14 protein-coding genes are annotated in these 16,634 nt (G+C 45.1%); 10 read left to right on the top strand and 4 right to left on the bottom strand.

Going from position 1 to position 16,634, the window contains the following annotated elements; translation table 11 throughout:
- Nucleotides 1-104 precede the first annotated feature (104 nt).
- The 9 genes from ilvG to can all read left to right on the top strand — a co-directional run bounded on the left by ilvG (nt 105) and on the right by can (nt 10,001).
- Nucleotides 105-1,766, top strand: a complete 1,662-nt coding sequence (ilvG, locus tag L1271_RS19465) for an acetolactate synthase 2 catalytic subunit (RefSeq protein ID WP_102055913.1) — start codon at nt 105-107, stop codon at nt 1,764-1,766.
- Nucleotides 1,763-2,005 carry an acetolactate synthase 2 small subunit gene (gene ilvM / locus L1271_RS19460; RefSeq protein ID WP_010376329.1) on the top strand — a complete coding sequence of 81 codons (243 nt, stop codon included), beginning with the start codon at nt 1,763-1,765 and terminating at the stop codon, nt 2,003-2,005. Before ilvG ends, ilvM begins: the two co-directional genes overlap by 4 nt.
- 20 nt (nt 2,006-2,025) lie before the next feature.
- On the top strand, nt 2,026-2,949 hold the full coding sequence (locus L1271_RS19455) for a branched-chain amino acid transaminase (RefSeq protein WP_235368582.1): 924 nt from the start codon (nt 2,026-2,028) through the stop codon (nt 2,947-2,949).
- A gap of 92 nt (nt 2,950-3,041) precedes the next feature.
- A complete protein-coding gene (gene ilvD / locus L1271_RS19450; RefSeq protein WP_102055915.1) occupies nt 3,042-4,898 on the top strand; it encodes a dihydroxy-acid dehydratase in 1,857 nt (618 codons plus the stop codon).
- Between the two features lie 2 nt (nt 4,899-4,900).
- Nucleotides 4,901-6,442 carry a threonine ammonia-lyase, biosynthetic gene (gene ilvA / locus L1271_RS19445; RefSeq protein WP_235368581.1) on the top strand — a complete coding sequence of 514 codons (1,542 nt, stop codon included), beginning with the start codon at nt 4,901-4,903 and terminating at the stop codon, nt 6,440-6,442.
- 57 nt (nt 6,443-6,499) lie between these two features.
- A complete protein-coding gene (locus tag L1271_RS19440) occupies nt 6,500-6,934 on the top strand; it encodes a hypothetical protein (RefSeq protein ID WP_235368580.1) in 435 nt (144 codons plus the stop codon).
- 122 nt (nt 6,935-7,056) lie between these two features.
- Nucleotides 7,057-8,109: an ABC transporter substrate-binding protein gene (locus L1271_RS19435; protein ID WP_235368603.1), complete on the top strand. Its 1,053-nt coding sequence runs from the start codon at nt 7,057-7,059 to the stop codon at nt 8,107-8,109.
- 27 nt (nt 8,110-8,136) lie between these two features.
- Nucleotides 8,137-9,333: a methyltransferase gene (locus L1271_RS19430; protein WP_010607771.1), complete on the top strand. Its 1,197-nt coding sequence runs from the start codon at nt 8,137-8,139 to the stop codon at nt 9,331-9,333.
- Entirely contained in the window at nt 9,333-10,001 is a 669-nt protein-coding gene (gene can / locus L1271_RS19425; RefSeq protein WP_235368579.1) for a carbonate dehydratase, read from the top strand. The genes L1271_RS19430 and can overlap by 1 nt, the downstream gene beginning before the upstream one ends.
- Nucleotides 10,002-10,067: 66 nt before the next feature.
- On the opposite strand, the gene ubiK is transcribed toward can, so the two are convergent.
- A complete protein-coding gene (gene ubiK, locus L1271_RS19420) occupies nt 10,068-10,337 on the bottom strand; it encodes a ubiquinone biosynthesis accessory factor UbiK (RefSeq protein ID WP_010607773.1) in 270 nt (89 codons plus the stop codon).
- 191 nt (nt 10,338-10,528) lie between these two features.
- On the opposite strand from ubiK, the gene rep reads away from it, so the two are divergent.
- On the top strand, nt 10,529-12,544 hold the full coding sequence (gene rep, locus L1271_RS19415) for a DNA helicase Rep (RefSeq protein ID WP_235368578.1): 2,016 nt from the start codon (nt 10,529-10,531) through the stop codon (nt 12,542-12,544).
- Here the strand turns inward: rep and L1271_RS19410 are convergent.
- The 3 genes from L1271_RS19410 to elbB all read right to left on the bottom strand — a co-directional run bounded on the left by L1271_RS19410 (nt 12,530) and on the right by elbB (nt 16,610).
- The gene (locus tag L1271_RS19410) at nt 12,530-15,100 is read right to left on the bottom strand and encodes a sensor domain-containing diguanylate cyclase (RefSeq protein ID WP_211867561.1); all 2,571 of its coding nucleotides are present in this window, start codon (nt 15,098-15,100) and stop codon (nt 12,530-12,532) included. The genes rep and L1271_RS19410 overlap by 15 nt on opposite strands.
- Before the next feature lie 222 nt (nt 15,101-15,322).
- Nucleotides 15,323-15,715 (bottom strand): c-type cytochrome, encoded by a 393-nt coding sequence (locus L1271_RS19405; RefSeq protein ID WP_010607776.1) that lies wholly within the window; start codon nt 15,713-15,715, stop codon nt 15,323-15,325.
- 244 nt (nt 15,716-15,959) lie between these two features.
- Nucleotides 15,960-16,610 (bottom strand): isoprenoid biosynthesis glyoxalase ElbB, encoded by a 651-nt coding sequence (gene elbB / locus L1271_RS19400; RefSeq protein ID WP_039494621.1) that lies wholly within the window; start codon nt 16,608-16,610, stop codon nt 15,960-15,962.
- Between the last annotated feature and the right edge of the window lie 24 nt (nt 16,611-16,634).

The following is a 16,634-nucleotide window of genomic DNA, read 5'->3' as shown; positions in this document are numbered from 1 at the left end:
TAGTTAGTGCTGTAAGAAAAGTATCAGCATAAACGCCCCCCGCACCAAAAGGTTCGGGGGGCGTTTTCGTTTTAGAGCATAAAAAAGGCAACTGAGAGCAGATCATGAGCAATTCAACAACCGGCGCACAACTTGTTATCAAGGTGCTAGAAGAGCAAGGCGTTAAACACGTATTTGGTTACCCAGGTGGTGCCATCATGCCCATTTATGACGCTTTGTATGGCGCGCCAGTTAAGCATTATTTGACTCGTCATGAGCAAGGTGCTGGTTTTGCTGCTGTTGGGTATGCTCGCAGTACTGGCAAGCTTGGGGTTTGTTTTGCCACTTCTGGACCCGGCGCGACGAACCTTATCACCGCACTTGCTGATGCCATGATGGATTCAGTTCCGCTATTGGCTATCACTGGGCAAGTGCCGACCGCTGCTATCGGTTCGGATGCCTTTCAAGAGGTGGATGTACTGGGCATGTCTTTGTCATGTACTAAGCACAGCTACATGGTTGAGCGAGCGGAAGACTTGGCTGAGATATTACAAGAAGCCATGTACTTAGCGCAGTCTGGTCGACCCGGTCCGGTGTTGGTCGATATTCCCAAAGATATCCAGTTAGCTAAAGTACCTTTTCATCCTTTTGCTGCGCCACAAGACGAACAGCCGAAGGTTTCACAAACTGAAGTAGCAAAAGCCAATCAATTATTATGTGACGCTAAACGACCTGTTGCCTACATTGGCGGTGGCGTGCAAAGCGCTGATGCGCAGTCACAGCTGATGCAATTTTTAGAAAAGACCCATATGCCGGCCGTATCGACGCTAAAAGCTTTGGGCAGCGTAACGCCGGATTATGATTATGACTTAGGAATGCTAGGTATGCACGGTACTCAAGCGGCTAATTTGGCGGTTCAGCAATGCGACTTATTGGTATGTATCGGGGCACGGTTTGACGACCGTGTAACGGGGAATTTGGCAAAGTTTGCTGCAGGGGCAAAGGTGATCCATTTAGATATCGACCCTGCAGAAGTGGGTAAACGCAAACCCGCAGCGGCTTCGCTTATTGCAGACTTAAAACAGTCATTGCCACAACTTGAGTGTGTGGTTACGAATAGCGAATGGCTAGAGACCATCGAAGCACTGCAACGTCAACATGCATGGCGTTATGACTATCCTGGCGAAAAAGTATTTGCACCGTACTTGTTAAATCAACTTAGCCAGAAGCTACCCAATACAGCGGTAGTGTGCTGCGATGTAGGCCAACATCAAATGTGGGTGGCCCAGCACATGAAATTCAGTCATCCAAGCAATCACTTAAGTAGTGGCGGTGCAGGCACGATGGGATTTGGCTTACCTGCTGCAATTGGGGCACAGATAGCACGTCCAGACAACACGGTGATCACGGTATCTGGCGACGGCTCCATCATGATGAATATTCAAGAGTTAGCAACCATCCGCCGTAATAACCTGCCCGTTAAGATATTGATATTAGACAATCAAAGGCTGGGTATGGTGAGACAGTGGCAGCAACTCTTTTTTGACGGTCGTTACAGTGAAACCGACCTGTCAGACAATCCAGATTTTGTCTCTTTGGCTGCCGTGTTCGGTATTCCTGGGCAGACAATTACTCATGCAAACCAAGTAGATGACGCCGTTGACGCCATAGTGAATGCGCAAGGGCCCTATATTTTACATGCTTGTATCGACGATAAAGAAAACGTATGGCCGCTTGTTCCACCTGGTGCTGCCAATGATGAAATGATGACGGAGAGCCTTTCATGAAACACCATTTAACCGTTGCAGTAAAACAACAGAGTATCGCAGTGGAGCGCTTTTTACGCGTAGCCAGACATCGCGGATTTCGCTTAACGAATTTGGAATTACAAGGTCAAGATGACTTATTCCACGTCAAAATGACGGTAGATAGTGACAAACCTATCTATTTATTAACCTCACAACTGAGTAAGCTAGTAGAAGTGCAAGCGGTTGACTTGCATACACTACAGAAACAGGCAATTTAGAAGAATTAAGGTAGTTAACAATGACACAAACATCAGAAGTAATTTGGCATAACGGTGAAATGGTTCCTTATTTTCAAGCGACCACCCATGTGCTTAGTCATGCTTTACATTATGGCAGCTCAGTTTTTGAAGGGATCCGTGCTTACGATACGCCAAATGGTCCAGCTGTTTTCCGCTTAACCGATCATATTCAGCGCCTCTTTGATTCCGCGAAGATCTACCGTATGGAAATTCCTTTTACCCAAGAGGAAGTAATTGCGGCATGTAAAGAGACAATCCGTGCAAATGACTTTACCAATGCTTACCTTCGTCCATTTGCATTTTTAGGTCATGTCGGCCTTGGTTTAAATCCGAAATCGCACCGTGCAGATATGACAGTCGCTGCGATGGAATGGGGTGCGTACCTTGGTGAAGAAGGCTTAGCGCAAGGTGTTGATGTGTGTGTTTCTTCTTGGAGCCGCCTTGCACCAAACACCATGCCTACAGCGGCTAAAGCGGGTGGTAACTATTTATCTTCACAGCTTATTTCAGGTGAGGCGAAGCGTAATGGTTATGTTGAAGGGATCGCGCTTGATGTTAATGGTTATCTGAGCGAAGGTGCTGGTGAGAACTTATTTGTTGTGAAAAAAGGCGTGCTTTACACCCCGCCTACCACAGCTTGTATTCTACCAGGTCTTACGCGTGACACTATCATCTATTTGGCGAAAAAACGCGGTTATGAAGTACGTGAAGAGCCGATCGCTCGCGAAGCGCTTTATCTTGCTGATGAGTTCTTTATGGTTGGTACCGCAGCGGAAGTAGTACCTGTTCGCAGCGTAGATAAAATTACGGTTGGTAATGGTGGTAGAGGTCCAATTACGGAAGAGTTACAGCAGGCCTATTTCGCTTTGGTTAAAGGTCAAGCTGATGACGAAAATGGCTGGTTAGAGTACGTAAACGAATAATTTTATTGGTATCGGGGTCAAACGGCCCGAACAAAAGCGCATTGTAAATTGTGGGAATGAGGAACTCGGCATAGCCGAGAAAAAGGTGAAACATGGCTAAATTACGGAGCAAGACAACTACTGAGGGCAGACAACGCGCGGGAGCTCGTGCATTGTGGCGAGCAACGGGAATGACGGACAGTGATTTCCATAAACCGATCGTTGCGGTCGTGAATTCATATACCCAATTTGTTCCGGGTCATGTTCACCTCAATCAACTTAGCGCATTGATGGCTGATGCGATAACAGAAGCTGGCGGCGTACCTCGCGAATTTAATACCATTGCTATTGATGATGGTATCGCCATGGGTCACGGCGGCATGCTTTACTCGCTTCCGTCTCGAGACTTAATTGCAGATTCGGTAGAGTACATGGTTAACGCTCATTGTGCCGATGCTATGGTCTGTATTTCTAACTGCGACAAGATCACCCCTGGTATGCTACTTGCGGCACTGCGGTTGAATATTCCGGTGATCTTTGTTTCCGGCGGCCCGATGGAAGCGGGAAAAACTCGTTTAGCGGATATCGATCTAAAATTGGATCTTGTCGATGCCATGGTAAAAGGCGCAGATCCGACGGTGAGTGATGAAGACTCTGAGCAAGTTGAGCGCTCTGCTTGTCCTACTTGTGGTTCGTGTTCAGGCATGTTTACTGCCAACTCCATGAACTGTCTTTTAGAAGCGCTGGGCTTAGCGTTACCTGGTAATGGTACGACACTAGCGACACACAAAGACCGCCAACAGCTTTATTTGGGCGCAGCAAATCGCATCATGGCTTTATGTGATGAGTACTATGGTAAAGACAACGAGCAAGTGCTGCCACGCAACATTGCTAACCAAGCCGCATTTATGAACGCCATGACATTAGATATCGCGATGGGCGGTTCATCCAATACCGTGCTGCATTTATTGGCGGCTGCGCAAGAAGGCTTTGTCGATTTTGATATGAATGACATAGACCGCTTATCTCGTAGCACACCCTTTTTGTGTAAAGTTGCTCCGGCAACACAACAGTATCACATTGAAGACGTTCACCGTGCTGGCGGCATTATGGCCATTCTCAACGAGCTGGCCAGAGGCGATAAATTGGACTTGTCGGTGGGGCACGTTGCTGGCGGAAATCTAGGTGAAGTTATTGCGCGTTGGAATGCTGCAGACAGTGATAATGAACGGGCACAAACTTTCTATCGCGCGGGGCCTGCTGGGATCCGCACTACCCAAGCTATGAGCCAAGAGTATCGCTGGGACGAGCTGGATTTAGACCGTGAAGGTGGCTGTATTCGCTCCATTGAGCATGCCTTTAGGCAAGATGGCGGCCTTGCAGTATTGAAAGGTAACTTAGCGCCCGATGGTTGTATCGTGAAAAGTGCCGGGGTGGCCGATGAAATGCTGCGCTTTACGGGGCCCGCTGTAGTATTTGAATCTCAAGACGATGCCGTCGAGGGGATACTGGGTGGCCAAGTTAAGAAAGGTGATGTAGTGATCATTCGCTACGAAGGGCCTAAAGGTGGTCCGGGTATGCAAGAAATGCTGTATCCAACTAGCTATCTTAAATCGATGGGGCTAGATAAAGACTGCGCTTTACTTACCGATGGTCGTTTTTCTGGCGGTACTTCTGGACTTTCTATTGGTCATGCGTCTCCAGAAGCTGCCAGTGGTGGCAATTTGGCGCTGGTTGAAAACGGCGATGTTGTCGCCATCGACATCTATAATCGCAGTATTGACGTTAAACTGGACGACACCGAGTTGGCGCTGCGCCATGAAAAGCAACTCGCTCGTGGTAAAGAAGCGTACAAACCAGTTAACAGAGAACGTTATGTGAGTCCCGCACTAAAAGCCTATGCACTGTTAGCAACGAGTGCCGACAAAGGCGCGGTACGTGACTTACAAAAACTAGAGGAGTTAGGCTAGCGATGGTTTCCCAAGAGCTTGATTACTTTAGAGCCATTATTCAGGCGAATGTGGCACCGCTCGTTGAGGTGACGCAAGTGAATCAATTAGAGCAAATGTCAGCCCAGCTTGGTAACCAAATTTGGCTGAAAAGAGAGGACCAACAGCCGGTCTATTCTTTCAAATTGCGTGGTGCGTATAACAAGCTACGTCAGTTACCGAAAGGATCGCAGGTGTATACCGCTTCTGCGGGTAATCATGCTCAAGGGGTTGCACTAAGTGCAACGCATCTAGGTCAGCACGCCACCATTGTAATGCCTGTGACTACGCCAGAGATCAAGGTCAACGCGGTTCGTAAGCTCGGTGGTGAAGTGATCTTACACGGCCATCACTTCGATGCGGCAAAGCAGTACGCGCTAGAGCTTTGTGCAGCGCAAAGTGGTGTTTTTGTCCCGCCGTTTGATGATAAAGATGTGATCATCGGCCAAGGTACGGTGGCGCGAGAGTTAATTCAGCAACTTGATGAACTAGATGTCGTATTTATTCCTGTAGGAGGTGGTGGTTTGCTTGCGGGAATGGCGGTGTATTTGAAGTCACTTCGCCCTGATATCCGTATTATTGGGGTCGAAGCTGAGGACAGTGCATGCCTTAAAGCCGCGCTTGAAGCGGGAGAACCCGTGGAGCTTGAGCGAGTCGGTGGCTTTGCGGACGGCGTGGCGGTAAAGCTTATTGGTACAGAAACTTTTCGATTAGCACAAAAGTTCTGCGACGAAGTCGTGACGGTTAATGCCGATGAAATTTGTGCGGCGGTTCAAGATATTTTTGTGGAGACGAGAGCAACTGCAGAGCCTTCCGGCGCGTTATCAACTGCGGGCTTGAAGAAGTGGCTCGCGCAAACGGGCGAAAAGGGGCTGAGTGTTGCGGCTATCTTGTCAGGCGCTAATTTAAACTTCGATCGGTTGAGGTATATCGCCGAAAGAACGGCGCTAGGTGCTAAACACGAAGCATTGCTCGGGGTGACTATTCCTGAAGAAAAAGGCAGCTTTAAGCGTTTTTGTCACTCTCTTGGTGGCCGAGCGATCACTGAGTTTAACTATCGCTATGCCGGCTGTGGCGAAGCGCAAATTTTTGTTGGTGTTGGACTTAGAAATGGCCAGCAAGAACTAACTGAGTTAACCGCCTCGTTGCATCAAAATGGCTATCTGTTTGACGACTTATCAGATAACGAACTGGCAAAGTTACATGTGAGATATATGGTGGGTGGTAAACCACCAAGCGTCATGAATGAGCGTTTATTGCGGTTTGAATTTCCTGAATATCCAGGCGCATTAGCGCGCTTTTTAGACATGCTCGGCTGTAATTGGAATATTACTTTATTTCATTATCGCAATCACGGTGCGGCACAGGGTAATGTGTTAGCCGCTTTTGAAGTTGAGCCCAGTGATTATGAGCGTTTTGATGAACATCTTGCAAAGTTAGCGTATCAATTTCAAGAAGAAACAAATAACCCGTGTTTTACACGCTTTTTGCATGGCGAGCAGTTAACAAAGCAAAAGGCTGGATAATAAGTACTGAGTTAGGTACGCTGGTCATGAAAGTATCTAATTTTATCAGTGGATTACATGATTAGAAAAAGAACAAATAAGGACATCTTCATCACGTTAGTTGCAAGGCTTGTATTGTTTGCGGGCTTATATTTTGGTGTGAGCGCGCTTTGGCCAGACCTGATCGAGCACACACTTTTCTTGCCAATTGCGTTTGCAATAACAGTGATATCGGTCGTATTCCAAGGTGGTACAGGTACCAACAGACGCCCAGAGCAAATGTTATTAAAAGAGGGCGAGAAGTTAATGCTCATCTACGGGGCAAATAAAATTATGATGCCAATAGCGCAAGTTGAGTCTGTCGCTATTGATGATAATTACCTTGGGATCATCGAGAAGAATAATGGTAATGGCTATGACATTATGTGCAAAGGCAGCCAAGAGCAGATCTATCATCACCTTAAGAACATACTAGGTACACATATAGAGAATTGCAACGTACAGCTGCTTTGAACCCTAGTCAGTTAAAGTAGTACTTAACTCACTGTTATATTCAATACTTACCCAATCTTAATGGCAGCCTGAGCACCTTAAACTATAGTTAGCTATTATCAGTTGAAAAACGCAAGGATATGATGTTTAGGTACTATGTTGCGTTATTACTTTTATTTTTGAGCACTCAAATTGCAGCCCTTGAAAAAGTCACATTACAGTTAAAGTGGACACATCAATTTCAGTTTGCTGGTTACTATATGGCAAAGGAAAAAGGGTTTTATCATAGGGAAGGGTTAGACGTTCATATTCTTCCTGCCGATCCCAATAATCCTAACGTTGATTTTCGTGTGTTATATGGTCAAGCTCAGTTTGGAGTGTTTCACTCAGGCCTCTTAAAACAAAGACTCAATGGTAAACCCTTTGTGGCGCTTGCAGCGGTGTTACAGTCTTCTCCTTATTGTTGGATGGTAAGAGCCGACAGTGATATTTATGTTCCTCGTGATTTTCAGGGGAAACGCCTCAGTCATTTAGGACACACAGAAAACGGTGAGTTGCTCATGATGTTGCAACGTGCCGGCGTCAATACACAAAATATGCGCTTGTATTCAGGCAATGAGCCACTGAAAGACTTTATCGCTGGTAAATTTGATGCGATGCAAGTTTATAGCACCAATGAGCCCTATGCAGTACAGCAAAGCGGTCTATCAACCCGTGAAATTTGCCCAAAGCAGTTTGGTTTAAACGTTTATGCTGACGTGCTCTTTACTACGGAAAGCGTACTAGAAAACCGCCCTGAGCTTGTTAAACGCTTTCGTCGTGCGAGCCTTAAAGGTTGGCGATACGCTATGTTACATCTAGAAGAAACCTTAGCGATAACGAAGCAGCAATACGCTACCCAAAAATCCTTGGAACAGCTCGCATTTGAGGCAGAGAAGTTAACGGAGTTCATAAAGGTGGCTAATATTCCAATTGGAACAATGTCAACGGCAAAATGGCAATGGATAGCACAGCTATATCACTTAGATGTGAGTCAGTTTCATGAACACAAAGCGCGCTTTATTTATTCAGAAGTGAAGAATGAACAACCTAAGTTATCTTGGGTGTTGATTATTGCAGCGATTTTGACATTGGTTTGTATTCCAATGTATATCCACTTAATTTTTTCTCGTAAATATCATCAACAATTACGCTAGAATAAGGGTATTGTTTCCCTGACAACCGTGGCCATTGTGGAACCGAGCAAACGCTTTCAACTTCTAGATAAATTATTATTCGATACCCGACAATATTGGCAAGTCGTTGCTTTTGAGCATCTCACTATTCCTTGGCCACAACTACAATCTGAATTACTGCGATTAAGCGACGATGCAGTATCAACATTAGACAGTGACACTGATGCCCTTTTTACTTTTTTTAGTCGCTATATTCCCGAACTTGAACAACTTACGGTCTTAAGTGCTTTACCGCAAAAAGTGGGCCGTAGAGATGAGTTACCGTTTTGGCTGAGCAATGGCATAAAGGGACGTAAATTAGAGCAACTTCAAGACTTTGTTGCCGCAGTAAACGAAACTAAAGCATCGGTACTAGAGTGGTGCGCAGGTAAAGGTCATTTAGGCCGATTGCTTTCTTATCATGGCGCGCCTGAAGTGAACAGTATTGAGCTTCAAGCGGATCTGTGTCGACAAGGAGAGGAAAGTGCGAAGCGGCAAAATCTAAACTTGCATTTTCATTGTGCCGACGTGTTGAAAGATGACATACATCACCACTTCGTTGAAAACCGCCATGGTATTGCCCTGCATGCATGTGGTGAATTACATCGTGTATTTATGCACCAAGCAGTGGCGAATGGCATGAAAAAGCTATCGCTCTCTCCATGCTGCTATCACTTATTTACACCACCTGATTATCAAGCCATGAGTGTTGAAGCACAGCAGAGTCAGCTCAACTTATCTCATCACGATATGAAGTTAGCGCTGCAAGAGACAGTTACAGCACCCGGGAGAGTGGCACAAGTACGTAAAAAAGAGGTGAGTTGGCGCTTAGGGTTTGATGCGCTGCGCAGAGAACTTACCGCAGATAAACATTACGTGAGTGTGCCTTCGGTCAATAAGGCTATTTTTTCGGGGTCGTTTAGTGAATTCTGTTATTGGGCAGCTGAGCAGAAGCAGCTCGTCCTACCTGACGGAATTGATTTTGACCAATATGAACGTATTGGGCGTGAACGAAAGCAAGTAACGGACAGAATTGAGCTAGTACGACACGTGTTTCGTCGTGCGATTGAGATCTGGTTGGTCCTGGATAGGGTTTTATATCTGCAAGCAGCTGGGTATGATGTCACCCTTAGTACTTTTTGCGAAAAGTCGCTCACCCCAAGGAATATTTTGATACAGGCTGAACGTCAGTCGGAGAACCATTAATGTGTAATACGAGCCCAAGTCCACTGAGTCACTTACTCGATAATAATAAACAGTGGGCAGATCGCACCAATGCCAGTGATCCTGAGTTTTTCAAAAAACTGTCGCAACAACAGAATCCAGATTATCTATGGATCGGCTGCTCTGACTCTCGTGTGCCTGCCAACGAGATTGTTGACTTAATGCCTGGAGAATTGTTTGTTCACCGCAATGTTGCCAATGTCGTGGTGCATACTGATCACAACTGTTTGTCGGTCATGCAGTATGCGGTTGAGGTGCTCAAAGTAGATCACATTATGGTGGTCGGTCACTACGGTTGCGGTGGAGTGCAAGCGGTGCTCGAAAATGCTAAGTTTGGCCTTATCGATAACTGGCTGCGTCATGTCGCTGATGTGAAAGAGAAACACCAAGCGATTATTGAACAAGCGAGCAAAGAAAAGCAGTGTGCGGCGCTTTGCGAGTTAAATGTGATAGAACAGGTGCGTAACGTGTGTCAGAGCAATATCGTTCAAGATGCTTGGCAGCGAGGTCAAGCTTTGACGGTACACGGGTGGGTTTATGGCCTTGCTGATGGCCTCTTAAATGAGGTGGTGAACGCCGTAGAAAATATGGAGCAACTGTCGCTTTGCTATGAAAAGTCTCTGCTTGGTGTGAACCAGCGCTATTGCTAGGGTCAACAGAGTTTAGAGATTGCGTGCGCCACAAGCGCACGCTTTACTATCCGAAGCTGTGGTTGCTTATTTCTGCGAGTCGGATGCTTGGCTGGCAAGTTGTGCTTCTAACTGCGCCACTTTTTCTTCAAGTTCAACCAATTTTTCACGCGTGCGGATCAGCACTTTGCTTTGAATATCAAACTCTTCTCTGCTAACAAAATCCATTTCTGATAATTTGCTCTGGATCGCCTGTTTCGTTCTTGCTTCAAATGTTTCAGCAAGATTTTTTACGCCCTGTGGCATGTTACTGGAAATTTGCTTAGCAATTTCTTCAATTTTGGCTGGATTAATCATCTTCTTACCTTAGCTTGCGAGTCAGTATACAAAGTCCATCTTACCTTATGCGCCGCAGACGGAAAAGGTTCGCTTCATAGTTTTACATGGATACGATAAACTAGGGACTGTTTATAAGAATTCCTCAACCCCTCAGCACTGACAGTTGTAGCCAACATTGTGCCAAGCGAGAAGATAACCGGATTAGTTGCATGAAGCTCAACCCAAAACAAGACGAAGCGGTAAAATATATCAGTGGTCCATGCCTTGTATTGGCAGGTGCGGGCTCAGGTAAAACCCGGGTTATTACCAATAAAATTGCCTACCTAGTGCAGCAGTGTGAATACAAAGCAAAGAATATCGCAGCGGTCACCTTTACCAACAAAGCGGCGAAAGAAATGCGTGAACGTGTGGCACAAACTTTGGGCAAGCAAGAAGCTAAGGGTTTGTGGGTGTCGACATTCCATACATTAGGGCTGGAAATCATTAAAAAAGAGGTCAAGACCTTAGGGTATAAACCTGGCTTTTCCTTGTTTGATGATCAAGACACGAATCAGTTGTTAAGTGAACTCACTGAAAAAGAGCTTGAGCGTGATAAAGACTTACTCAATTTGCTGAAAATGCAGATTGGTAACTGGAAGAACGAGCTTATTTTGCCTGAGCGTGCTATTCGAGAAGCGCGAGAGCCACAAAAAGCGCTATTCGCTCAGCTTTATGCGCGTTATCAAACACAGCTGCGTGCTTACAATGCCCTAGACTTTGACGATCTTATTATGATCCCAACTTTGCTTTTGAATCAGTCAGTTGATGTGAGAGAGCGCTGGCAGCAACGTTTCCGCTATTTGCTGGTGGATGAGTATCAAGATACCAATACCAGCCAGTACCAGTTAGTGAAATTGCTGGTAGGTGAGCGCGCACGTTTTACTGTGGTTGGTGACGATGATCAGTCTATCTATTCATGGCGTGGCGCTAAACCGCAAAACTTAGTGCTACTGAGCAAAGACTTTCCAGGCCTAAGACTTATCAAGTTGGAGCAAAACTATCGTAGCGCAGGGCGGATCCTAAAGGCTGCGAATATCCTTATCGCCAACAATCCCCATGAATTTGATAAACAGCTGTTTAGTGAACTGGGGTATGGCGATCCGATCCGTGTGATAGCGACTCGTGATGAAGAACATGAAGCGGAGCGTGTGGTCGCCGAGATCATTTCACACAAGTTTATGAAACGTACCAGCTATCGCGACTATGCATTGCTCTATCGTGGAAATCACCAAGCTAGAGTGTTTGAAAAAGCACTCATGACCAACCGTATTCCATACAAAATTAGTGGCGGTATGTCGTTCTTTGCACGCAGTGAAATCAAAGACATCATGGCTTATTTGCGGTTCTTAGTGAATCAAGATGATGACAACGCATTTTTACGTATCGTCAATACCCCACGACGCGAGATTGGTCCGGTAACATTAGAAAAGCTAGGAAGCTTTGCCAACGAGCGTCATATTAGTCTATTTGCGGCGTGTTTTGAGTCAGAGCTTGCGGACCGTTTGGTGGGTCGTGGCTTAAATGCATTGATGGGATTTGCGCGCTGGGTGGTTGAGCTTTCCGACCGAGCAACCCGCGGAGATACCTTGGAAGCGGTAAAAGATATGATCCGTGAAATTAATTACGAAGCGTATCTTTACGAGTCATCTCCCAGCGCTAAAGCGGCGGAAATGCGGATGAAAAACGTATCAGAACTATACCGTTGGATAAGTGATATGCTCACGGGAGATGCTGATAACCCCGCCATGACACTGCCAGAAGTGGTAAGCAAACTCACATTAAGAGATATGCTTGAGCGCAATGAAGAGGAAGATGACTCAGATGCAGTACAGTTATTAACGCTGCATGCGTCCAAAGGTCTTGAATATCCACACGTATTTATGGTGGGGATGGAAGAAGGGTTACTACCCCACCAAACGAGTATTGACGAAGATAATGTCGAAGAGGAAAGGCGTTTGGCCTATGTTGGTATAACTCGCGCTCAGCAAACCCTAACATTGACTTATACCAAAAGTCGTCGTCAATTTGGTGAGCAAATCACCCCAGAGCTGAGTCGCTTTGTACAAGAATTGCCGCAAGATGATTTACAAATTGAAGGGAAAAAGCCTGTAGCGACACAGGCAGAACGAATGGAAAAAGGTAAATCTAACGTTGCGAATTTACGGGCAATGCTAAGACGGGACTGATTCGTTATCAAAATTTTGGATAAAGGCTACACGTTCGTTGCCCTTATCCAACATTTGCTGTTTGCCAAAAAATAGCTGCAAGCCATGCTTTTCCAGTAAGCTTCTAAAGTTTAAAATCGCAGGACCTCGGGCGATGACCTTAATATTCTTCACTTTAGTAACGGCTAAAATACCTTGCAATTGAACCTCATAACTCGTTTGTTGTAAGACGCGTTTACTAAACGTCGAGCTTAATAAGACATAGGTAAAGTCAACTTGGCTGATCAGGGTTAGATCGCAGCGATCTTTACCAAAATTATTCAGTCCGATAGGGATCCCCATATCGGCCAAGGCTCTGAGATTTAATACTTGCTGACTAGAAGCAAAGCGAATTTCGCTCTCTTCGAAGAGTAAACAAAGTGTTTTGTCTTGCCGTTGTAGCTGCTGCTTTAACGCGTCAAAATGTGCACTTTCTAGTAACATTGCAGAACAACCAAATAGCATATCTTCATCGCGGTTACGTGCTATTTCTTGCGCTTTGTTTAGTAGATGCAATTCAATTTCAAGCAGCTGAGATTTTTCTGCGGCAAACTTTTTCAGAATATCAAAACTGGTGCTGCCTAATACTGGATGTTCGCCAAAGGCTTCCAAAAAGCCAATTGGCTGGGCGCTATCTGACCAGTTTACGATTTCCGTGCAGCGGAAGTGAGTAGGGAGCTTATCTAAGTGATGCTGTTCTTGTTGCTTCTGAGCGTTTGAGCTTGCGGTAAGTAATGGATGATAAAATTCATAGCGACCACGGCCAGCGTTTTTGGCATAGTACATTGCCGCATCGGCATCTCTGATAATTTCATCGGTGTTACGATACAGCTTATTACTATAGGTGATACCTATGCTGGCACCACTTTGCATGCATACTCCTTTCAAGCAGAAAGGTTGCTGCATGACTTTGATAATACGCTTGGCGACATCTTCCGCTTGCTGACGATCGGTTAGGTGATCAAGTAAGATCACGAACTCATCACCGGCAAGTCGTGCTAATAAATCGTGTTCACGAATACACTCTAAAAACGACTGAGCCACCCACACCAAAAACTGATCACCTGCTTGGTGACCTAATTCATCATTTATGTCTTTAAACTTATCTAAATCGATAAAGAGAACGGCAAAGTTATCTTCGGGGTAACGATGATGTTTTTGCAGCGTCTTTTCGAGCTGAGTTAAAAACAAACTACGGTTTGGTAGACCCGTGAGTGAATCATGATGGGCATCATGATAAAGCTGTTGCTCAATCTTTTTGCGCTCTTCCATTTGCATTTGTAGATGTAAATTGGCTTGCTGTAGCTCTTTGGTCTTCTCCGCAACTCGATGTTCTAACTGCTGGTGACTGATCTTAAGTGCTTGGTTCGCTAGGTGCGTTTGTAGTACAGAGGCAATCTGATTAGATACAAACGAGATCAGCTCAACATCATCATAATTAAATTCGTGTTTGTGCTCGTAAGCTTGGCATGCGATCAGACCGATGACGCCAGTAGCCGTTTTTAATGGTGCACCAAGCCAACTCGTTGCAGCAAGCTTGTGGTTATAGCCTGCAGGGCGCTCTACCGTGCCCTCTAGTGCTAAGGCTTTGGCACGGGTACTATCTATCAATTGGCTTTGCTCAGTACGAATGACCAGCTCACTATACCCTTTTGCAAATGGGCGAGGGTTGTAACTGGTTTTTTCATCAACGCTATACGGGAAGGTGAGCCAATTCGTCTCTTTATCGTAAAGCGCTATGTAGAGGTTGTCGGCAAAAGTAATAGAACGAATAATGTCGTGAACTTGTTGGTAAACATCGTCAATATCGGAGAACTGGGTTGCTAATTCAGAGATCTTGAATAAGATTTGCTGTCTTTCTAGCGCACGCTTGCGGTTTTCTATTTCTTTATTAAGTGCTTCATTACTTTGCATTAGTGCCCGCGTGCGAATTTTCACTTCAGACTCTAGTAACTCACGCTTTTTAACGCGTTCAATCGCTGTGGCCAAATATAATGACATCACTTCAAGCAATTCAACTTGATGATCGCTGTAGGATTGTTCCGCTTCGTAGCTTTGCGACACCATAACGCCAATAATTGCGCCATCGCGATAGATAGGTACACCTACCCAATGCTCTGCTTGACTACCCATTATCTTAAAATCGCCAGCATTGGCTCGCGATAGCATGTCGTCTTTGGTGAGGTAAACAGTTTCACCGGTTTTAAATACAAACCCAGTTACACCATCTTTGAAGTGATGTGCTTCATGAAGAGGGACAGAAATACCATCTTTCTCATCAACAAAATACGATAGCTCAAGCGCTTGAGTAAAGCGATTTTGCAGGACAACATAAAAGCTTTTGCTAGGTAAATATTGAGACAGAATATTGTGGATTGCGGGATACAACAAGGTAAGCTCAGCAACAGTACTAGCCTGTTCTGATAACTGAATTAGTGTGTATTGAAGTTGAGACTTTCTTTTATACTTTTTAAGTAAAGACTCTAATCTGGCGGTTCGCCGAGATAGTCTCCTAACCTGCTGTTGTGGCTCTTCCAATGACGAAACCAGTTCTTATTGTTGTTTAATTATTGAGCTTAATAGTTTCACTTTTAGCCGAAGCGGTCAAGTGTAAATTTCTCATTCCTGCTCGCTTTATAGAGCGATATCAAGCCAGCGTTAATCATGGCTTTTATGGCACTATATTGAGACGAAAATGCAGCGATAAACGCTGCACTGTCCAATAAGTCTTTTTACCCTAATATAGAGAAGTTGAAATATTTATTTGCTTGTCATGAAATCAATTGCCGCTGCAATCTCATCATCCGAGCAGTTCATACAAGTACCACGAGGAGGCATTGCATTGAAGCCATTGATCGCATGGTCTAGTAATACGTCTTTACCTTTGGCAATGCGAGGCGCCCAATCGTCAGCTGTTTTTGGTGCACCTAGTGCGCCTGTGCCGTGACAAGCAAAACATGCTGCTTGATAAACCTGCTCACCTGAACGAGGTCCTGATGGCTCGGCTTCTGCAGCACTTTCAGCACCAGCTAAATATACTGAGCCGATAGGCTGAAGACGTTTCTTAATCGCTTCTTCAGTTAAAGAATTGTCGTATGGTTGCGCAACTGCGGCTGTTGATAGCAATAAAAGTGCTGCTGAAAGTTTTTTCATTTACCTTGCTCACTTCGTTTGAACGTGTTCAATCACGATAATGGATGACGGAATTATTGGGATTATAACGTCACCTGTTCATTTATAAAACGTAAACTTGAGTATAAATGGTTAAAACCATTAATTTATTGCGTTAGGGCAAGCTTTTTCGCCTAAATTTGCAATAACGTTAGGCCGAAATGTGAATCGATCGGCTCTAACATTTTCCTTTACTATTACGAATGGGTAGGAGAAGCGATCGCTTTTATGCCATTTCGATTAGCTTCGTCACCGCCTTTTCGATACCTGTCGCGGCTTCAAGGATGGATGACGCCAGCATGTATGCCGGTGTACTAATCACTTTTTCATTATCATCAACGACGATCTCGGTCACTTCACAATCCACGTGCTTTGCACCAAGCGTATTAACTGCCGCTGCGGTATCAACATCATTACCTATGGTCGCGAGTGTACCCGGTGTATGGATATGGGCGATGAGTGCTGGTGCAATACATAAATAAGCAATAGGCTTTTGCTGATGATTGAACTCACGACATACGCGCTTTACGCTTTCAAGGATCGTAGAGTCTGCGCCTTTAAAAGCAAAATCGGAAAGGTTCTTTGCTACACCAAAACCTCCTGGTAATACCAAAGCATCGAATTCGTCAGCACTTAATGTTTCCAGATCTGCAATTTCTCCGCGTGCAATGCGGGCGGCTTCAACAAGAACATTACGACGTTCATCTTGTTCTTCACCGGTGATGTGATTGATCACATGGAATTGATCAATATTAGGTGCAAAGCACTGATAGCTTGCCCCTGCTTTTTCAAGATTGAGTAGTGTTAATACTGACTCGTGGATCTCGGCACCGTCGAATACACCACAGCCACTTAAAATTACCGCTACTTTTTTCATTCATTTCTCCCTTCAATGTCACAT

This window comes from Pseudoalteromonas sp. OF5H-5, from assembly GCF_021530695.1.
GTDB lineage: Bacteria > Pseudomonadota > Gammaproteobacteria > Enterobacterales > Alteromonadaceae > Pseudoalteromonas.
This window is presented reverse-complemented; position numbering and strand designations above follow the sequence as displayed.